The sequence below is a fragment of the Candidatus Acidianus copahuensis genome (genome assembly GCF_000632495.1).
In the GTDB taxonomy this organism is placed as follows: Archaea; Thermoproteota; Thermoprotei_A; order Sulfolobales; family Sulfolobaceae; genus Acidianus; species Acidianus copahuensis.
Window position 1 is genome coordinate 21,992 of the sequence record NZ_JFZT01000005.1, and the last position, 20,383, is coordinate 42,374.

The following is a 20,383-nucleotide window of genomic DNA, read 5'->3' on the forward strand; positions in this document are numbered from 1 at the left end:
CCTAGTCCTTTTTGTTGGATCGTGTGTTTGATGAAGATCTAGCACATTGGGCTTTCTCTCCTCTTGCTTTTCATAACTCTGTTAACTTCTTCTCTGCGTTTCATTTGTCCTTTTTGTGGTTTTATTTCTTGTATAACCCTTGATTGTGCTTCTCTATGAGAGATTCCTAGTCTCCCAAAAGCTTCTTTTAGTTTTAGCAAAAGCTGACAGTCATTAATTGTACATGAATTTCACGGTTTAAGTGAAACTGCTGATAACGGCAACATCACCTATGCATATCAAGTTATGTCCACTAAGGACACAACTGATAGATCTATTACAGAAAAGAACTTAAGGTTAAAGAAGTAACGGAGATATTATTAAGTACAACCTTTCTTTACTCCTTTCTTCAGAAAGCATTTTATATTAGTGTAGTATAAAAAGGAATAACTTATGTATTGTTAAGCTATTTATATTAAAAATCTCTTTTTTATATATGTATATTTTGCTTCATATATTGACCTGTCTGATCGTCTTCAAAAAAGAGGAATGTCCCTTTGATTCCCCTTGTAAGCATAATATAGTACCTATTCTTTAACAACTGCAGTGCCTTTTCTTTGTCTCTTCTTACAATACTCTTAAGGCTAAACCTATTCCCCACATTGTCTGTTATAGGGTCCGGATTTACTTCCCACCCGTTATTCCTCCAAATAAGGTCACGACCCCATACTACGCCAACATAGTCGGCCTCAAAACCTTGAGCTCCATACACTGAGGCACAGTACTCTGTGCTGTTAAGTTTCCCAGTCCAGTACTTAGGATATTCAGTTTTCTCGTTCATTAACCAGTATATATCCACACCTATATTCTTGTATAGGTTAAACCCACTATATAAAGGATAACCTACTCTCCTGTTTTTATCAGATCTAGGGTTGTCATAATCGCCTGGCGACTCTGTAAAAGCACATACTAAGGCTTTCTTTCCATTTATCTTCTCTAAATCTTCCAATAAACTTTTAATATTATCAAAAATTCTGAAATCATATCCATTAATTGTTGTACTTTTGCCTTCTAAAATCTTCCTCACACTTTCTAGGTAAGCTGGTGGTACTCTAAAGGGAGCGGATAGACTTCTATCTTCCACTTGCTTAAATTCCTGACCAAGAATTAAACGAAAGTTTTTCTCAGTACCCTCTTCGTCACCAATCAGTATCTGACTCTCATCGTAAAAGTAAACTTGGACAGTAGACCTAGTAGAAGCCAACTCAATTATGTCCCTTCTCATCCTCTGAGCCTCATCAAAGATTATGAGGTCAATATTATCATTTCCATATGGATTTTGAAACTTACTTTCCCCTACTCCTATTTGCCTACCAGTTGAGTAGAACATAAGCAAAGAATCAATTGCTCCATCCTTACTTCCCCTAAGTAAATACCTTAAGGTATTGAGTAGTCTGTTGTTCTTATAAGCGAGGAGAGTCCTATATTTTTTAGTCAATGCTTCTAAAAATATATAGAAAGCTAAAAGTGTTTTACCTGAACCTGACTCGCCTCTAATAACAAACGCTCTCCTTTCATTGTCCCTCAACGAATCCAAAACTTCTGAGACTATTAACGCTTGTTCAGTGGATAATCCAAACCCCTCAGAGGCTAAAGCCATTATAGATCTTTTCCATACCTTCTCCTTAATTTCCCTTACTTTTTCGAGGAACTCTTTATTTATCGTCACCCTAGCTTTGGCGATTTTATTTATATCGGACTCATCTCCTGGAGTCCCCAATTGTTTTATCTCATTTTGTAAATCGGAAGAAGACCTAATAACCTTGCAGTCATTGGTGACATATGCTTCCTTCAAATTATAAGCATAAACTATCCCGTCAAACTTGATATTAGACGGATGAAAGTTATTGAGTTTTCCCACGTAATTATTCAACTGGTAACATGGGTCGATATGGAGACCATCATCGGTTTTAACAGTGAAGTCCCCTGCTTTTTTTATCTGCCTCCAGCCTTTTGCTTCTATAACCAAAGCTTTAGTCTTGTCCACTACTATGAAATCCGCCCGTTCGGTAAATATTGGATATTCAGCTAAAACCGGATATCCATCTAGGGGTTTAATAATATTCCGCAAAGAGGATTCCCAAGCTAGCTGTTGTTCTATACGTGGTGATTGTTCGTAGAATTGAGAATAAGAACTTGATAATTCATCTACAGCTTTTCTCAAATCAATTGGATTCTTCAATATTACTGGCAGCATAATTTTCCCTATCTTCAAAAACTAATAAGTATTTTGGTAGATTGTATTTTTTACAAAAAGAAATAAAAGATTCAACATCGTTGAAGTAAAACATTACATTATTTATTTTGACCTTTATCATATTGAATGAAGAGAAGATAAAAGTCAGAGAGGAAAGTGAATTATATAGACCTTTTCGGTTATACGTCCAGCTTCATATATTCAACACTTAAAAAAATGTTCCTGAAGATATAGACTTCACCAAACTTTGCGAGTGGAGTTTTTCGTCCCCTTAACCCCATTGATATAAAATATCTAGAAAATTCTTGTTACGTTTTCACACCTAAGAAAAATGCGTTATTTGGCAAAAGGGATTTTACTCTATAAAGAGCATATTTTTCTTTTTTAAATCCAGCCTTCTTCATACGGCATTCCAGCTCATATGGTAGGTAAAAGTGTATAAATCTCCTATACACGCTGTTCTCAATTTTACTTTCTAAAAGAGCGTTTCGTTTGAAAGTTAAAGGTCTAATTAGCCAAACAGTAGCTAGGATTTCTCCATTTACTTTCAAAGATCTCCATGCCTCTTCAAGAGCTTTACTTGGATTAGGTAAGTGGTGAAGAGAAGCAATATAAAGGAGACATTCCATCGACGAATCCCTAAAAGGTAAAAATTCCATATCTGCTAGGATTAAGTTCTCACATCCCTTTTTCTTTGATTCGTACAACTGTTTTGTTGAAAAGTCGAGGCAGATCACATCTTTTCCCTTCTCCTTTAAAAAGGCGCAATTTTGTCCTGAACCACAACCTATATCGGCTATAAGCTTAGATTTTATTAGTCCCAAAAATACGTTAGGTTTTCTCCTATGAACTATGTGTTCATAAGCCTTCCTCGTCTCGTCTTTTACGTCCACATACATTCTTCTTAATTTACTACTTAAAAGTATAGTCCCGATTATGCTACAGAGTAACTAAAAACGTTGATAGGGAAATATCTAAATGCATTTATGTAATATTAATTACGTAATTTCTGGAGATTCTATCCACTCTTACTACAACTGAACCTTTTCCTTAAATCACGTGAAGGTAAATAGATTCGATTTAATCAATATCATAGTGTCCACCGAGTACAGAAGAGAAACTACATTTTTTCCAAGCATACCTTTTCCAAATTAACTAGCAATACCCTCAGCGGACGTTCTATCTAGCGTTAAGAGGGTAGGAGTATATGACAAAGTAAGGATTAACTGAAAAGTTGATGTAATTTACGTTACGTTATTGCTCTTTAATATCCTCACTCGAAAAGTTGTTCCTTCCTTTATCGAAAAGCAAGGATAACCCCTACTTTTACAAAGATCTGCTACGGTTATATTCATTGGTTCCTCATCTGTCAGAATTTCAAGAATTTCACCAACCTTCATATTGTTGATGTTCTTAACAATCTCTATCTGAGGTTCTGGGCAGGATTCCCCTCTAAGATCTAATACCTTATCCGGTTTTCCTTTTTTTAACTTCTCGCCCTCATCCATAAGTTATATACATCTAAAAGTTATTAAATCTTCCCTTTTTTTTAAAGCAAAAAGAAAGTAAACATAAAAAATAATAAATATACTTTATCCTATTTGCATAGAGAGCAGTTCTAGCTCAATTCCGCATATTCATTTTCTACTAGAAACTATAGTGGAAGAACTAGTTGTAAAAAATTGTTAATAAGCTTGGCCAAGTCTTTTACCTTCTCTAAATAGAATCCTTGACTAATCTCCTTAAAGAAAAAAGTACAGGGAATAATGAACACGGGTTTATACCACATCATGCTAAAAAATAATTACGTAATTTCTGGAGATTCTATCCACTCTTACTACGACTGAACCTTTTCCTTAAACCACGTGAAGGTAAATAGATTTTTAATTATAAACTCGTGAAAGGTTAAGCTTTAATTTTTACAAAAATATCGATCTTATGGATTATCATATATCTAATATCTCAAAAGTTGATAGAGGGGAAGTTCAAATCAAAGGTTCAAAAGGAAGTTATATTCAATGGCTAATAACTAGAGAACATGGAGCCGAATATGCGGTGAGAAAGTTCACATTAGACCCTAAAGGAATTATTCCAATGCACACTCATAAATACCAAGAAACTGTAATAATTACCAAAGGAAAATGCAAGGTATGTGTAGGAGATAAAGTATTCAATTTAAAGGAAGGAGATTACATTTTCATAAATTCGCAAGTAAAACACGCCATTTTAAATGAGGAAGAAAGCCTCGAGTTTTTCTGCATAATTAACTATACGGACGACATGAGTATTAAGCCATTGGATGAGGATTGTACAAGCAGACTACCCTGACCTACCAGTCGACCTTTTTGTTTCACAGCTAATCAACAGAAGGATGAATGGTAAACTCTACAGAATTTAAGGTTGATCTAAACTACCTAGTAACGTAAGGTTAACATAAAAGTCATGAACAACACTATATGGAAAGACAATTCATCATCTAACTTCAGCAGACTTAACCTTGCACCTGATCCTCAGCATAGAACCGGAATCTTCGGTAGACTTCATATAAGAGGATGTTCAGTCTCACCTTCAGCAGTGTAGTTTCCTTACTTTAGCTATTAAAAGTCAAAAATTTTGACCTTAAGTTAAAAAAGCTAGAAGCTTTAAACCTCCGGATATAGCCTTCTTATACCGCGTACCTCAAGAACGTAAAGCTTCGAATCCTCTACTGCCCACTCTATATTGACTGCCCTCCTATATACGTTTTCTATGGCGATCGTAGTATTGGCTATTTTTACTGCTTCTGCATCTTCTAAGCTTGGACTAGTCATCTGGACCTGATCTAGATCTATGATATCGTGAGTTTTATTATCGAAATCATATGCAAGCTTTACACTTTTACTGGAGATTTTCTTATTTACTATACTCCTTGAATGTTTGCTTATAATGAACTGATCCGGAGTAACCATACCCCTTGTAACAGTCTCGCCTAACCCCCAAGCAGACTCTATAAAGACGTAATCTGGCTCTTCTGTTATTGGGTGAAGGGAAAAAGCTGTCCCAGCACTCCTTGAGTTAATCATCCGTTGAATCAATATTGCTATTGGTGAACTATCTCCTGTAGCTATTCTATAAGCTATAGCCCTAGGGCTGTAATAGGAGGAGATTACGTTTTTTACGCTCTCGACAAGTTTGTCCCTAGTCACGAATAAGTCAGTCTCATATTCTCCAGCAAAACTTAAACCGCTTAAATTTGACGCAACAGTAGATCTAACAGCAACGTATGGAGAATTAAGAGAATCAAAATGAGATTCGATTTCTTCTTTAAGATCTCCCGGAATATCAGATTTCATTATAATGTTTCTTGCTACATTGCTCTTTTTCTCTAAATCAACCTGATCATTAAGGTTAACTGAAGAGAGTATCTCATCTATCTCTTCCCTTAAATTTCTAGTAATGCGATCAAAAGCCTTTGCTGTAATCACAAAACCTTCTGGAACATTGAATCCCATGTTATAGAGCTCGCCGAGATATGCACTTTTTCTGCCAACTAATGAAGTCATATTCAGGTTTACATTGCGCAATGGGTAAACGTATACCATGATTACTAATGACTTCAACGAAATAAATAGCTTTCTTCAAAAGTTTAAGCAAAACGTCAAGTTGAGAGAAGGGATTGCTATCTAGAGAGCAATAAAATATGCTGAACTACCCTTTTAAACTTTAGACTTTATTTTCCTCCATGTCTCTAATCAAGAACCTCATCGAATACCTTAACAGAATAAGATTAGAGAACGGTATTCCTCACGTATCCTATGAAAATTCTGGCGTTTCGAGTTTTAGAGTAAACTACATGCTAAGGGAACAGATCTTCAGTCATTATGATAAAAATGGTATACATCCTTGTTATTATTTCACAAAAGTGGGTAACTACTATGGATCAGAGGAGGCAATTGGTTACGCTGAATATTCTCAACCTTGGTTAAGAGAAGGAGTTACGGTAATTAACACATCAAAGAAAATAATGTACAATATGGTTTACAATGACGAGGAAAGTGACTGGGGACATAGGGATACTTTATTGAATCCATGCTTTAATTACGTTGATATATCAGTTGCCTGGAACTCTAGACATATATACCTTAATATAACTATGATTGCAAAATGGATACATTGGGACGTTTATCCTTCAATCGATAAAGGAAAATTTTACATGAGGGGAAAACTACTAGAGATGAGACCTAAATCGATTCTAATCTTTAGAGACATTCCTAATCCGTGCTACACTTCAAGGAAATATTATGATTTAGGGAAATTAATAGCTGGCATATTACCTAAAGGTTTTATGTATAAGGATATCTACACAATTACTGCAAAAAAGTATAGGGTTGATGAAGAGTTGGAAATAGAATTTTCTCTCCCTACTCAAGAAAATGGAATTTTAACAGTGGTTTTGATAGCAGAAGATCCTAGGGGTATAAAATGGGAACCAAAAAGCGGGAAGTCCATAAATCAGTGCCCTATATTAACATATGCTTTTAAGAGTGACGGGCATTAGAACTATAATAAAAATTTTCTCATATATTAAACCGTGCTAAAAAGTAAAAAATTTATTTCTTTTGTATATTTTGTTTAATTTTCTCAATTACGTCTGAAGGAATAGAAGTCATCTTATGAGCTTTATCAGCGTGGAGTTTAAGGATTTCAAGTAGCTCTTCCTCTGATGAGGCGTTCCTTACCTCAAACCCACAGTTCATCCCTATACTTGAACACTTAAACTCAAACTTTTTCTTTTACCTAAACCAAATACCATTAATTTATTAATGAAGTAAAAAGTATAAAAAATAGTAGTAAAAAGTTTCTAACACATCCTTATATCTCATTCCTCTAATTAATCATATGCCAAAATATACATTTAAATGTGAGGACGTAGGGATGAACTGCGGATTCGAGATCGTAAATTCTGGAAGTCAAGACGAGTTGCTAGAGATGTTAAAGGTACACGCAAAACAGAGTCATGGACTTACCTCAATACCTTCAGATATGATAAATAAGATTAAACAAAATATAAAAACATCTGGACACTACTCCTTTAGTTGCGCTAGCGTAGGGATGAACTGCGGATTCGAGATCGTAAATTCTGCTTCAGAAGATGAATTGTTAAGCGAACTAGCCATTCATGCAAAAATGTCCCATAATATGACCTCTATACCCCAAGATACATTGAATAAGATTAAACAAAATATAAAGGAAACATAAGGATAATTTTTATTATTCCTTTTTTCACTTTACTACTGAGTCCTGTAATTTAAATATATTTCATATAATTCCTCTTATGAATTACGTTTATAGATTTTTATGTTTTAGATATAAATAAAAATATATATGATTATTTTTCTGGTCAACAAAAATTACATAATTTCCATCAGTAATATTCGCCATTGCGTTCTAAATACTTAGATATGTCTAACTATACTGAATAATTAATGGGAAAGATAAAACCAATCTTAGCAGTTAACTAATGTGCAAAGCTCATAGATATATGCTGTCTAGGAGAATAGGTCTACTCGTCAGAACCAGTAAAGAAGACTTTGATGTCGAAGAAGAATACCTTATATTCATTAGAGGGTTTCAGAAACTTTTTATCTACTCTAATAGCAAAGATATCATTGAATTTTTCGCATTAAACCACATTAAGTAACTCAGTAATACATTCAAAGCGATATTGAAGGAAAGCTTCGTCTTACAAGAATTAAGGAAGGTTTATTTATATTGGGTATAAAGTTGAGATATGAGAACTATAGTTGTTGGTTCTGGACCTGCAGGAATTTACACTGCAATTACTGCATCAATGGAAAGTAAAGTAACCTTGATAGAGAAGGAGGAAAGACTTGGAGGAACTTGTGTGCTTTACGGATGCATTCCTTCAAAAGGGATGATAACTCCAGTTAGGTATTATTCCTACCTCCTAGATCTAGGAAAAGCTCCCTCACTAACATTTGATGAAGTAAGAAGAATGGGTAGAGAGGCTAGCTCAAGACTTTCTAAAGGAGTCGAATACATGCTAGAAAGTCATGGAGTTGAAGTTGTTCATGGAGAGGGTTCACTAAAGTCTGGAGGGATCGAAGTTGGAGGACAAAGAATAGACGGTGATTTCATCGCAGTAACTACTGGAGGTTATAGGGAAAAACAGGAGGGAATACTTTACTCTGAGACTTTGCCTTATGTAGACCTTGATTTCCAGAGCGTAGTAATTTTTGGCGGAGACGTTGGAGGTTTAGAGTACGGTTGGATGCTTAAAAAAATAGGAAAAGATGTAACAATAGTAGATAAAAATACGTCTTTAATGCCATATCTTGACAAGGAGATAAGCCAAGCATTAACAAACCAGTTTAGGAGAATTGGTATCAACTTATTGCTAGGAAAAGAGGTTAAGAAAGTCGAAAAGGGAAAACTTGAAACTTCAGATGGATCTGAAATTAGAGGAGACGTCGTTTACGTTACTTTCGGGAGAAAGGCAGAAATACGAGGATTTGAGAATTTGCCTCATGATAATTACATAAAAGTTGACGACTACTTATTTACAGGGATTAATGGTATTTACGCTGGAGGAGATGTTATAGGAACTCATACAGCACATCACGCAATGTATGCTGGAAGCGTTATTGGGAAAAATATCTTGGGAAGAAAAACGAAATTCGATAAGACCGGCATTCCATACGTAGTATATACTGACCCTGAACTAGCTTATGTAGGAGAGATGAAAGGATCATGCGTTAAAGTACAGATGGCTAGCTTAGCTAGACCTATAACTGATAGGATGACTTCTGGATTCTTAAAGGTATGTGCAGAAGGTAGCAGGATAGTTGGAGCTCAAGCATTTATGCATGATGCAGAAGACGTAATATCTATCATTGCTATGGCAATAAGGCTAAATTTAACATTAGATCAGCTAAGTGAATACGTAGCACCTCACCCCTCATATATAGAGGCTGTAACGGAGGCGATAAGAGAACTGAACCAACAGAAATAACTTTTGTAATTGACTTTTAATTTCTCAGCGTTTTTTTTAATTCACGTTTTCTCTTTCATCAAGAATTCTAGAATTTCCTTGGCGCTAGGTATTCTCCCCAATTTTTCCCTTAACTCCTTTTCAACGTTGTTTAATCGATCCTTTACCACTTTTCCGGAAGTACAAAACTCAGGAACTTTAAAGTCGGGTATTCCATCTTTATACTCCTTGATTACGATCATTTGTTCGTCTTCAGTAGCGAAAGGATAAGACAAACACGAGTAAGGCTTAAACTTATGGATAGAGCAAGCCCATCCATTCTGAAAAGGACAGGGTCTAGAAAGTAAATGAATTTTTCCATTTTTTCTAAGCCTTCCGACATCCCCACCCATTTTCTTTATTTCTTCATAATCGAAGTTAAAGACTTGAATGGGATCTCCAGACTTACAACACTTTCCTCCACATTCTTCACAATACTTCCCTATATCATATAAGGAATTGAAGGCAAACTGATAAAGTATAGAATATGAAGCGAACCTAGTTAAAGGTTGATCAAACTTTTCGAGGAAATTTAATATTTCGAGTAAGCTTTTCTTATCGCCTGATAGAGCCCTTTTTGTGAGAAGGTTAATCTCTTCTGTGTTCATAAAGAAAAGGTTATGAACGTGAAGATTAAATTCTTTTCTATTTAAAAAAAGTTCTACTGTATTATGTTCTTTATCTCCTCAATTTTTTTCTTAGCTTGTTCAAGTTCATCCTTCAATTTCTCGTTTTCCTTAATTAGGTCTTCACCCATTTTCTTGCATTCCTCTTCAGTATAATATCTTATTATTCTTATATTAGAGAACTGTAACTTCTTTTCTTGAGGATTATACTCTACATCTACCATTAATCTAATAACGTCTAACTTATTGACTTTTAACTCGTTTACAATCTTATTATAGAGCTCCTTGTTCAATTCCGCTATATCTCTCATTATAATATCCTTAGGAATCATCTTTCCTAACGTAACTAAGGCAACTCTCCTAAGCTTATCCGCATATCTTGAGGCTATTATTAACCCAGAACTTATCTCAAACTTAAATTGACCTAATACAGCAACTCTTGAATTCATCTTCTCATATTCCTCTGCCCTATCTAAATCTCTAGCTTCTTGATCTGACATAATTATCATTTAGAAATATAGAATTAAAATTTTTCTCTAGTTTCTTTATAGATTAAACCTTAATGAGGCTTAACAACAGGTTAAGTTCTTTAAGAGATGCGATGTTGATGGAACCTGAAGTATCGATCGGTAATATAAGATCACCAAGTTAATATACAGAGATTGAACCTTGTCTCTTTTCATAGGTGTAAGATCCAAAAAGATCAGTAAGGTAGACATCGTTATCGTCAAAGAATGTTGTTCTTTGTTAACGATATTGTGGGGGTTTTGATGCGCAACTACCGCAGGACTAGTAAGACACCAGATCGGTGGAACCTGTTAACTGTCCTAAAGGGAACATTCACGATGATCAGGACGTCACCTACCTTTGAAAAACTTTTTAATCCCTTCAACCTATATTCAATATGATCAAAATGGAGACTATAGGTGTAATGAAAGTAAGTAGGAACTATCAAGTCACTATACCATTTAATATAAGGCAAAAGTTTCCAGTGAGAGAAGGTGACTTAGTACGAGTAGTCTACGATGATGATGAAAAAGTAGTAAAGCTTTACTTAGTTAGGAATGAATCTGGGTAAAAATTTATTAAACTCATTATAACAAGCAAGTTTAATGATAATTAAGGAATGTCCAAAAAGCTTTGATAGTTGTCAAAGTGAACTAGAGCAGAGAATAAAAAATGCAGGGTTATTTATATTTACAATCATTGATCACAGCAAAGCTGCAGAAGAGAGCAGTTTACATCTAGATCCAACGAAGGTAATAGTATTCGGAAATCCGAAGGTTGGCACACTATTAATGCTGGAGAAAAGAGAAATAGCTTACGAACTTCCCTTAAGGATATTAATTTATTCGTTGCAAGGAAAGACGTATCTAGCTTATAAAAAACCTTCTGATGTTGGAAAAGAATACGGGTTAAGCAACGACATTCTGAGGAAAATGGATGAGCTAATGGAAAAATTAATAACTTTTTGATTTTTTCAAATTAAATATTAAAAAGATAAACACACTTCATTTCTACGAACAACTGAATGAAGTGAACCTCAGAAATGTTTATAATGATATGATATAATATTATATTTACCATGGGAAATCTAGAGGAGATTAAAAGTTCGTTCTCTAATCTCTCAGATTGTGTAGAAAAATGTTTACATTGTGTAGACTGTGAGAAGTGCGATGAAGCTGAGCTCCTCCTGGACGAATTTATGAGTAGAGTAAATGGGATCAACGTACTTTCATTAAACGATGAGGAAAGGAGAGAACTAACTTCTATAATAAGATCTGCAATGGAATTGAGGAAAAGAATTAGTGGAAAAAGAGAAGCACTTTAATAACCCCTTTTTTTAATTTTTTACATGCATCTAATATTAGTAAGGCATGGCGAGTCTCTCTGGAATAGAGAAAACAGATTTACAGGCTGGGTAGATGTTCCTTTAACCGAAAAAGGAAGAGAAGAAGCGAAAAGAGCGGGTAAACTCATAAAGGGGTATAGGATTGATGTAGCTTATACGAGCGTCTTAAGTAGAGCAACTGAAACTCTTGATATAATCCTTGAAGAAATGGGAGTTAAAGTACCAATAATTAGAGATCAAGCGTTAAACGAGAGACATTACGGAAACTTACAGGGGCTAAACAAGGAGGAAACTGCCAGAATATATGGGGAAGAGCAAGTAAAGGCTTGGAGAAGAAGTTACAGCATAAGACCGCCTGGAGGAGAAAGTCTAGAGGATACCCAGAAGAGAACAGTACCCTTCTTTAAGAACTGCATCTTAATGGACGTAAAGCTTGGCAAAAACGTTCTAGTAGTAGCTCACGGAAACAGTTTGAGATCTATTGTTATGTATATAGAGAATATTAGCCCAGAGAAAATTCCTTTTGTGGAGATTCCAACAGGTGTACCTATAGTTTACCTTATGAGTAAAGAAAATAAAATGATAGACAAAAAAGTGTTAAATGAGAGCAATGGCCAGAACTAACAGCGGTATCCAAGGAATCGAAGTTTGTGATCTTTTAAAGAAATTAACGTAATAAGTCTTTCCATTTTCTAAGTAACCCATGTCTGGAGTTGGGTAATAAGTAACTCCGTTACACGTTACTGGCATAACCTTGAATTTGTACTTTCCAGGATCAAGGTAAAGAACGTTTGTACTTGATGAAAAACCTTTACCCTCAGCGTAGATAGACCAGTTACATCCTTGGGGTAAGCCATACTCTAAAATCTTAGGGGAGGAAACAGATGATTGAGAGGAAACCTGAGGAGAGAGTTCTGACTGGATCTGACCTCCTATTTGTTGAGGACTCTCATTTAAAGATGATAACTCCTCTTCAATTGAACTGTTGGGGTAAACAGAGTTAACTCCTGAAAGAAGTAGGACTGCTAACTTAGTTTTTCCGTGAGAGGAAAGTATTTTAGCCTCAGTTAATATCCTCGGAATCCACTGCGAAACATCTAACCCTGTTCTTTGAGCTTGATCTATCGCCTGAACCATAACGTCTATTCCTTCTCTCATCCCTTCCTTTAGCTGGATTAGACCCATTTCGAAAATAAAGACAGGATTTGGGGATAATCTAACTGCCTCAACTATCTTCATGTAAGCTTCGTTTAACATTCCCTTACTTTCCAAGTCAATAGCTTCGCTGTAAAGCTTGAATGCTAGGTCTTCCTTGTTCTCTTTCCGTTCATGATGATGGAAGTGCACATATTAAATTGAATCCGTTCACTTTTATACTTATCCAAAAACGCTGAGTCTAGTACTCAGATAATGTGCCTTTCTCCCTAGCCTTCCTAAATGCGTATTTATAGGCTAAAACGCCAATCGGTATGAGGATAACATTAAAGACCAGGAGGACTAATATTATTCCTCCTTCCTGAACTATTCCCTCTCCATCCAAGAAGGAACCTCTTAATCCTTGAAGGGCCCAAGTTAGGGGAAGGGCATAGCTTAGATAAGTCAATGGGATGGGCATGGCTGTAACCGGAAAGACAACACCTCCTAAAAGGGTAGTAAATGTTGAGAAGAAGAGGGAGATCGGATTTCCTTGTTTGATTACCATAGTAAACGCTGCTGAAAGGAAGGAAAGACCTAAAGTAGATAATATTAACAAAACTGATATAATTATTGATGAGAGCCAATTTATGTCGTACTTTATTCCCAGTCCTAAACCTACGCTCATAATGATGAACGCATTAATTGTATTTACAGCAAATCCCCAAATAGCTGAGTAAAAGAGAAAAGAAGTTACGCCCGATCTAGATAGAACGTAATACTCTATAGTGCCGTAAAGTTGTTCGTTTCTTATCCTTCCACTTACCGTAGTTATAATTGAAGACACATAACCTTGAAACGCTAGTCCTATCACGAAAAAGCTCGTATAATCCTTTACTCCAATTCTTTCCACTAGACTGTTCCCTAAGGACGTGCCAACAAAGTAGTAAGTGAAAACCGGTAGAACCCACGATAGGATAGTCAAAGCTACTTGAGTCCTATAGGACGTCCATACTTTGAACCCTCTAATGTATAGAAAAGAGTAAAGCTTGGTTAAAATTCCCTTACTCTCCAAGGTCTACTCCTCCCTCTTCTTGTATCCTCTCTTTCTTCTCCTACAAAATAAACGTATATGTCATCAAGATTGGGTTCAACCTCGTTTATGACCTTAAAGCTACTCAGGTTTTCCAACTCCCTCTCAGGAACTCTCAACGTGTAGCCGTCAACGGATTCTGAAATAATAAATCTAGCCATTTTATCTGTTAAGGAAGAGGTCTGAACTTCAACCACCTTCCCTATTTTCCACTTTAACTCCTCTAGAGTTCCTTGCCCGACAATTTTCCCTCTCTTAATAAGAATAACCTTATCTGCTAATTCTTCTACTTCCCTTAAATAATGAGAGGACATGAGAATTGTTTTCCTACCTTTTAACTCCTTTAAAGTAAGCCTAAACTGTCTAGCTGAGAGTAGATCTAAACCTAAAGTTGGCTCATCCATGAGAAGAACTGGTGGATCTGTCAACAAAGATCTAGCTAAGGCAAGCTTTTTCTGCATACCAGTGCTAAACTTCATGTAAGGTACATTGGACCATTGAGAAAGACCTACAAAGTCTAAAACCTCTCTTGACCTTTTTTTTGCCTCTGAAAGTGAAAGGTTTTGCAGACTTGCAAAGAAGATGAGGTTATCCATTGCGGTTAACCTGTAATAGAAGGCTCTTTCACTTACTGTAACTAGTCCTATATTTTTTCTAACCATTTTTTCGTCCCTTGTTACGCTATATCCATTTACGAAAGCGTCTCCTGAAGTGGGAATAGTCAAGGTAGATAGAATCTTAAGAATAGTAGTTTTCCCTGCCCCGTTATGACCGACCAAAGCTGTGATGGTATTGTCCTCAGCTGTAAAATTAACTTTGTCAAGAGCAGTAACTTTCTTACCCTTGAAGCTGAATACCTTAGTGAGATCTACAGCGCTTATCAAGTAAAAAACCGATATCGATTTATTGTTGAAAAATTTAAGGTTTACGATTTAAGTACTTTGTGGAATAAATTGTAGACTAATTTAGTGTTGCCTTAAAATAGATCACCAAAGATTACCTACTTTTGTATAAATATTCTCTGGTACAAAGCCTTTGATAATCTAAGGAGTTTACATTTATTCCACACAGTAGATTTAAGTAATATGTATACTCAACTATTTTATCTCCCTAATGCAAATTGTATAAATTCATTATATATTGCGAAAAATATTATCAATCACCGTGTTATTGTCTCCTTTGTTGTGCTTGTAGAAGTACTTTTTCATGCTTGCTAGCCTATGCTTTACAATCCTAAACCTCTGTTCCACCACGTTCCTTATTTTGAACTTTTCGTTTTTGTTTGGTACTCCTTGCCATTCTAGCATGTCATATCAAGTTCCCTTATGATATTATGTGAAGCATATCTTCCCCATATCTTTAGGATATATTGCTCGGTCTAACATTTGAGGGGATAAATAATATGTACCTGGATAACCTGAAATTTATATCAACTTTGTTTATATTAAGGTGATACACAATTATCGATTTTTTTACACCATTTTGTAATATAATTAATATTTTCTTCAATAAGTTAGTATAAATCCTAAAGGAATTTCAACTTTTATTTTCTATCTTTCAATAGAAAGAGAAAATCAATAAATTCTGTTCTTTGATTGTTAACAGGGTATATATTCTAGTTTTTCTAAATTCTTATCTATTATGTTGCTTATCATATTATTCCATAACTCCGATAAAGTTTTACCCTTTATCTTAATAGCTAACTCGGATGCAATTTTTCTTAATCCGTAAGCACATTCCGCTACTACCGGGCACGTATTACACTGATACTTCTCAGAGTTTAAGTCCATTACAATTATACCGTCTTTGGAAGAGAATATTATACCCCTATCTATCTCCACTTTCTCACCTCTTATAATAAAGGGAAATATTGCTCTAAAGGATATGGCATTATCCTCTATCGCTCCAATTTCTTTAAGTCTTCTTAATATATAATAGTAATAGCTCCTGCTCATATTATCTTTACTTTCTTCAACTAAAACTTTCAGATATTTGTCTTCGGTTATTGCATTGAAAATCTCTCGCTTTACAAGGATGTTCCTAGATGTCTTCTTTATTGGTCTCTTTGTAACTATTAGTTTATAATCACACATATTCCACTATTAAATAAGAATTAATATATGCATTTATTTAAAAGATTGGACTGATTTTTCTTTTTCAGCGTTTATGTTCTATATCAAAAATAATGGGCTAATCAACGTTGTTTTTAGGAAAAGTGATAAAAGTCTCTCCATTGATAATTACAAGTTAGGTAGGACTAACCTTTTTGAGCTGTCTTTGATGAAAATATGGAAAATTAATAAAGACTTATTTTTACAAAAATTATTTTGATATTTCCTCAAGCTTCTTCCCAGTGGCCTTTGGTCCCAATACAGCGAGATCTACAAATATTATCGCAATGAGTAACCATGCGAATTCGAATACAGCTAATGGACCATGAGGTAGGAAGAAGGCTCCTATAATAATCAAGAGAAATGAAGTTGATATTCTACTCCACGCATATACGAAACCTGCCGCAGTAGTTCTAACTCTTGTAGGAAATATCTCAGCTTGATACTGATGGAAGAAATTAGAGAAATTCCAAAGTAGGAAAGCTGTAAGAAATCCTAGTGTAACAACTGCTAATAGACTATTAGCAACGGCAAAAAGAGTACCGCTAATCCCCGATAATACGGCTGACAATATAATACCCCACTTCCTCTCTACCTTATCTATTATGAAAACGTTAAAGACGCTTCCTACGAAGAAGCCTAGAAATACTATAGCTGAATAACCAAGAGGATTATTAAACGGATATTTATCTACAATGAGACTAGGAGCAAATGTTGCGAAACCGTAAAATATGCCACCTTGTAATATCTGAAATATTAACATCATGATGGTCTTTGTTCTAATATCAGGAGCAAAGAGATCCTTAAATCTAGTGGGTTTCTCAAAGGGATCAGACTTGCTAACAACAGGTGGCAATTCTGATATTCCCTTCTCTCTCTTAACCTTTTCCTCTATTTGTGTTGTAATCATATCTGCCTCTTCAAATTTTCCATGAGTCTCTAGCCATCTAGGGGATTCCGTTAGCCTTAATCTTACCGCCCATACCATAATTCCCGCAATTCCCATGATCCATAAAGGTATTCTGAATGAGTAATACCCAATACCGTTGCTCAATGGACCGATGTGTGCAGTAAGAGAAGTTATGTAAACTATGAATGGACCAGCAGTTACTGCGATGGTATAAATTAATGCTAACCTTGATCCTCTTTGTTTACCTTTAAACATTTCAGAACTATAACTGTCTACTAAGGGAAACTCTCCTCCAACTCCTATTCCTCCGATAAAAACAAATAATGCTATCAGCTGCCATATTGGCATTAAGCCTGCCAATAACATTCCCAATCCGAAGACTATCTGATTATATAGAAAGACAGATCTTCTCCCTCTCTTATCAGCTAAATACCCAAATAACCAAGAACCTACAAATTCTCCTGCAAAAAATGGGGCTGGAAGAGCATATGCAGCCAATGCCCCTTTTAGACCATAGAACGTTGAGACTAGAGCTAGCAATGCTCCATTTCCTAAAAGCATTAATGTTTCTGCCCACTCTCCTGATGCGAGCATTAAGAGAAACTTTAGATGAAAATTGCTGAAAGGTAATCTTTCTAGCCTATCTATGACGCTTCCCTCGTACTTTTTTGTTTCAGTCATTGCGGATCGAGATATTTTCCAATTCAATTTAAGATTTTTTTTGTAAGATATCTATTCTTAGTAATTAGATCAAATCGACTCTTTAAAAATAAGTATGCATATTTTAATTTTCATTGTAATATATATAACTATGCGTTTTCATGAATGTGAACTACTTCTAACTTTCGGCTGATCTTGCTTCATTGTTAACCTTACCTTAGCCGAGGTGGAGAGCTAATTCACAGGATTTAAGGCGATTCTCATCCTGCAAGGGATATAACGTTAAATGGACCAATAAAATCACGGTCAGCAGTGAAACAACACCTTGCCTGTCTCTCTAAAAATCTCTTTATGTAACATAAAGACGGTAGACCATAGCTTTACCAATTGAGAATTAAATTGTTCATATTATTTGTCTTGTTTTTCCAAGCAAGGGGTTTAGTTGCTTAACTTTTCCTGTTTAGTTCTTTCATCTCTTTCATAAAAACAAACCTCCTTGAACAACGTGTTGTATACTTTGTACGCTAACTCTCTAGGTGTTTAACTCCTTTGCTATTGAGTCCTCTGTGTAAGATCTAAAAAGAAACGCTATAATGAGCTAGGTAAAAAATATGTTTATTTCTATAAAATGGTATCCATCCACAACCTATGAGGGTCTTCCCATTAACTCCCAAGAGATGAGGATGGAACGTCAATGTTTATATCTTAAAAGATTTTCATTTTATATAACATTTAGGGTATTATCATTAATATTATAGATTTAGTTGTATAATCTTGTTTTATAAATCTTATTGTATAAATTTCTATTTACAGAAGACTTTAATAGGGGACTTTTAAACCTTTATACGTGGAAGCACTAATCGATGTTCAACATGTCTGGAAGTTATATGGAAAGTTTGTAGCAAATGAAGATATATCATTAACATTATATAAAGGAGAGATAGTTTCACTTCTTGGACCTAATGGAGCTGGGAAAACAACGCTTGTAAAACAACTTTATGGGGAGCTATTGCCCAATAAGGGTAAAATCACAGTTCTTGGGAATAACCCAACTAATAGAAAAATTATGAAGTCGATAGGCATAATACCTCAGGAAGTCCAACCATATGAAGATTTAACCGTATGGGATAACATATATTACTTAGGGAAAATAAAAGGGGTTAAAACGAAGCAAATCTATGAGCGCGGTGAGGATCTCCTAAGAAAGTTAGAACTCTTAGAAAAAAGAAATACTCTCGCTATGAAATTATCGGGTGGTATGAAGAGAAAATTACTTTTAGCCACTTCACTAATAAATGACCCAAAACTTGTTATCCTTGATGAGCCCACGACTGGACTAGATGCAAGAGCTAGACGAGAGGTTTGGAATATCCTGCTCGGACTTAAGAAAGAGGGAAAGAGCATATTGCTTACAACACATTATTTGGACGAAGCTGAAAAATTATCGGATAGAATATATTTTATAAATAGAAAAATAGTAATTGAAGGTTTAACTTCTGAAATAAAGGAAAAGTTTTCTGACTGGTATGAGCTTATAGATTATGATTCTGGAAAAACAATTAGAATAAAAGGTGAAGATGAATTAAAGAAAGTTATTTCTAATCTTAACGGAAAATTCGAGGTAAGGTTACCTTCTTTAGAAGAAATTTACTTAGAGGTGTTTAAGGATGTTTCGTGAATTCTTTTACTTGTTAGCTATGGAATTCAAGCAAACTAAGGCATATCTGCCTGTAGCTTTATTTTTCTCTGTTATATTTCCTATTGGAATACTCATAGCCTTCGGATACATAACATCCTCTCCGTTTAAGACATATATAATTTCTGGTACGATAGCGTTCTACATTAGTATAGGAACTACGTTAAGTGTGGCTCAAACTATAGCTAACGAAAGAGAAGTAGGTAGAATATCGTTAATATCTGCTTCAGGTATTCCAAGAGAGTTATACATCTTATCCATAGCAATCTCAAATGGTATTACTACTCTTTTAATTGTTCCTATATTACTTATAGCTGGATCACTCTTATTGCATATCGTGGTTGCCTCTCCCACTTATTTGATAATATCTATCCTCTCCTCAATATTTATGGGTATGATGTTCGGTACACTTATCGGATTTGGATTTAGAACGTTAAGAGAGGTAAACCAATACTCACAGATAATTTCATTTGGTCTAGCTTTCTTTGCTCCAGTCTATTTTCCTTTCTATTTCGTGCCTCTACCATTTAGATATCTTACATTGCTCGAACCAACTACTTATGTTTCTCAGGCAGTTTCCTCCGCATTGCAAGGCAATACAATATCGTTATTGTGGTCGCTAGGTGCATTAATTTACGGGATAATCTTCTTAATAGCTACAAACTACGTGATCAGAAAGTGAAGTTTTAGAAAAATGCGTAAGGAATTCATAGTCTTCATATGAGATTAATTGGCATATATTAATTTGTTAAGAGTCCAAATAAATAATTCCGTAGTATGAGCACTAATTCTGTTCAAAGTAAAGAACTTTCTATCCTTCATGAGAAACAGTTCCAGATCACCGTAAGAACACAAAGATGAATGTATAATTACTTCCATAATATTTATCAATCATGTTTAAAGTAAAAAGTTTATTTAATTTTTAATAAAAAAAAAAAAAAAAATAATAGAAAAAGTTATAAGCTTTTACTATAATATTTTCTATATAAAGGTGCTTAAAATGGATGTAAAAATGTTAAATAAGTTTATACTTAT

General features: G+C 35.0%; 22 protein-coding genes. 10 read left to right on the plus strand and 12 right to left on the minus strand.

Annotated elements, in window-relative coordinates; all coding sequences use genetic code 11:
- Positions 1-469 precede the first annotated feature (469 nt).
- The 3 genes from CM19_RS00200 to CM19_RS00210 all read right to left on the minus strand — a co-directional run bounded on the left by CM19_RS00200 (position 470) and on the right by CM19_RS00210 (position 3,744).
- The gene (locus tag CM19_RS00200) at positions 470-2,236 is read right to left on the minus strand and encodes a DNA/RNA helicase domain-containing protein (RefSeq protein ID WP_048098471.1); all 1,767 of its coding nucleotides are present in this window, start codon (positions 2,234-2,236) and stop codon (positions 470-472) included.
- Between the two features lie 308 nt (positions 2,237-2,544).
- On the minus strand, positions 2,545-3,129 hold the full coding sequence (locus tag CM19_RS00205) for a class I SAM-dependent methyltransferase (RefSeq protein WP_235185568.1): 585 nt from the start codon (positions 3,127-3,129) through the stop codon (positions 2,545-2,547).
- Positions 3,130-3,480: 351 nt separating this feature from the next.
- The gene (locus CM19_RS00210) at positions 3,481-3,744 is read right to left on the minus strand and encodes a sulfurtransferase TusA family protein (protein ID WP_048098448.1); all 264 of its coding nucleotides are present in this window, start codon (positions 3,742-3,744) and stop codon (positions 3,481-3,483) included.
- A gap of 430 nt (positions 3,745-4,174) precedes the next feature.
- On the opposite strand from CM19_RS00210, the gene CM19_RS00215 reads away from it, so the two are divergent.
- A complete protein-coding gene (locus tag CM19_RS00215) occupies positions 4,175-4,564 on the plus strand; it encodes a cupin domain-containing protein (RefSeq protein WP_048098449.1) in 390 nt (129 codons plus the stop codon).
- 314 nt (positions 4,565-4,878) lie between these two features.
- Here the strand turns inward: CM19_RS00215 and CM19_RS00220 are convergent, their stop codons facing one another.
- Positions 4,879-5,817, minus strand: a complete 939-nt coding sequence (locus CM19_RS00220) for a PEP/pyruvate-binding domain-containing protein (protein WP_048098450.1) — start codon at positions 5,815-5,817, stop codon at positions 4,879-4,881.
- Between the two features lie 140 nt (positions 5,818-5,957).
- Between CM19_RS00220 and CM19_RS00225 the strand changes: the two genes are divergently transcribed.
- Complete coding sequence (locus CM19_RS00225) at positions 5,958-6,773, plus strand: CAP domain-containing protein (RefSeq protein ID WP_048098451.1); 816 nt, start codon at positions 5,958-5,960, stop codon at positions 6,771-6,773.
- A gap of 52 nt (positions 6,774-6,825) precedes the next feature.
- Here CM19_RS00225 and CM19_RS00230 read toward each other — a convergent pair whose 3' ends face one another.
- On the minus strand, positions 6,826-6,972 hold the full coding sequence (locus CM19_RS00230) for a DUF1059 domain-containing protein (RefSeq protein WP_235185569.1): 147 nt from the start codon (positions 6,970-6,972) through the stop codon (positions 6,826-6,828).
- A gap of 142 nt (positions 6,973-7,114) precedes the next feature.
- Here CM19_RS00230 and CM19_RS00235 point away from each other — a divergent pair, with 142 nt between their 5' ends.
- The gene (locus CM19_RS00235; RefSeq protein WP_048098452.1) at positions 7,115-7,474 is read left to right on the plus strand and encodes a DUF1059 domain-containing protein; all 360 of its coding nucleotides are present in this window, start codon (positions 7,115-7,117) and stop codon (positions 7,472-7,474) included.
- Positions 7,475-8,006: 532 nt separating this feature from the next.
- Positions 8,007-9,248, plus strand: coding sequence for an FAD-dependent oxidoreductase (locus CM19_RS00240; RefSeq protein ID WP_048098453.1), 1,242 nt, complete (start codon positions 8,007-8,009; stop codon positions 9,246-9,248).
- 41 nt (positions 9,249-9,289) lie between these two features.
- Here CM19_RS00240 and CM19_RS00245 read toward each other — a convergent pair whose 3' ends face one another.
- Both CM19_RS00245 and CM19_RS00250 read right to left on the minus strand, forming a co-directional pair.
- On the minus strand, positions 9,290-9,874 hold the full coding sequence (locus CM19_RS00245) for a YkgJ family cysteine cluster protein (protein ID WP_048098454.1): 585 nt from the start codon (positions 9,872-9,874) through the stop codon (positions 9,290-9,292).
- Between the two features lie 53 nt (positions 9,875-9,927).
- Entirely contained in the window at positions 9,928-10,392 is a 465-nt protein-coding gene (locus CM19_RS00250; protein WP_048098455.1) for a DUF2258 domain-containing protein, read from the minus strand.
- 413 nt (positions 10,393-10,805) lie between these two features.
- Here CM19_RS00250 and CM19_RS00255 point away from each other — a divergent pair, with 413 nt between their 5' ends.
- From CM19_RS00255 to CM19_RS00270, 4 genes are all read left to right on the plus strand, one after another.
- The gene (locus CM19_RS00255) at positions 10,806-10,970 is read left to right on the plus strand and encodes an AbrB/MazE/SpoVT family DNA-binding domain-containing protein (RefSeq protein ID WP_048098472.1); all 165 of its coding nucleotides are present in this window, start codon (positions 10,806-10,808) and stop codon (positions 10,968-10,970) included.
- A gap of 34 nt (positions 10,971-11,004) precedes the next feature.
- Positions 11,005-11,367, plus strand: a complete 363-nt coding sequence (locus tag CM19_RS00260; RefSeq protein WP_048098456.1) for a DUF302 domain-containing protein — start codon at positions 11,005-11,007, stop codon at positions 11,365-11,367.
- 110 nt (positions 11,368-11,477) lie between these two features.
- Positions 11,478-11,723 (plus strand): hypothetical protein, encoded by a 246-nt coding sequence (locus CM19_RS00265; RefSeq protein ID WP_048098457.1) that lies wholly within the window; start codon positions 11,478-11,480, stop codon positions 11,721-11,723.
- Positions 11,724-11,747: 24 nt separating this feature from the next.
- Entirely contained in the window at positions 11,748-12,368 is a 621-nt protein-coding gene (locus tag CM19_RS00270) for a 2,3-bisphosphoglycerate-dependent phosphoglycerate mutase (RefSeq protein ID WP_048098458.1), read from the plus strand.
- On the opposite strand, the gene CM19_RS00275 is transcribed toward CM19_RS00270, so the two are convergent.
- The 5 genes from CM19_RS00275 to CM19_RS00295 form a co-directional block, all read right to left on the minus strand.
- Positions 12,342-13,091 carry a hypothetical protein gene (locus tag CM19_RS00275; protein WP_048098459.1) on the minus strand — a complete coding sequence of 250 codons (750 nt, stop codon included), beginning with the start codon at positions 13,089-13,091 and terminating at the stop codon, positions 12,342-12,344. The two genes, CM19_RS00270 and CM19_RS00275, sit on opposite strands and share 27 nt — an antisense overlap.
- Positions 13,092-13,140: 49 nt before the next feature.
- Entirely contained in the window at positions 13,141-13,953 is an 813-nt protein-coding gene (locus CM19_RS00280) for an ABC transporter permease (RefSeq protein WP_048098460.1), read from the minus strand.
- Positions 13,932-14,855 (minus strand): ABC transporter ATP-binding protein, encoded by a 924-nt coding sequence (locus CM19_RS00285; protein ID WP_048098461.1) that lies wholly within the window; start codon positions 14,853-14,855, stop codon positions 13,932-13,934. The genes CM19_RS00280 and CM19_RS00285 overlap by 22 nt, the downstream gene beginning before the upstream one ends.
- Before the next feature lie 714 nt (positions 14,856-15,569).
- Positions 15,570-16,064: a hypothetical protein gene (locus tag CM19_RS00290; protein WP_048098462.1), complete on the minus strand. Its 495-nt coding sequence runs from the start codon at positions 16,062-16,064 to the stop codon at positions 15,570-15,572.
- Positions 16,065-16,293: 229 nt separating this feature from the next.
- Positions 16,294-17,673: an MFS transporter gene (locus tag CM19_RS00295; RefSeq protein ID WP_048098463.1), complete on the minus strand. Its 1,380-nt coding sequence runs from the start codon at positions 17,671-17,673 to the stop codon at positions 16,294-16,296.
- Between the two features lie 826 nt (positions 17,674-18,499).
- Here CM19_RS00295 and CM19_RS00300 point away from each other — a divergent pair.
- A complete protein-coding gene (locus CM19_RS00300) occupies positions 18,500-19,330 on the plus strand; it encodes an ABC transporter ATP-binding protein (RefSeq protein ID WP_048098464.1) in 831 nt (276 codons plus the stop codon).
- Positions 19,320-20,030, plus strand: a complete 711-nt coding sequence (locus tag CM19_RS00305; RefSeq protein WP_048098465.1) for an ABC transporter permease — start codon at positions 19,320-19,322, stop codon at positions 20,028-20,030. The genes CM19_RS00300 and CM19_RS00305 overlap by 11 nt, the downstream gene beginning before the upstream one ends.
- Positions 20,031-20,383: the final 353 nt, after the last annotated feature.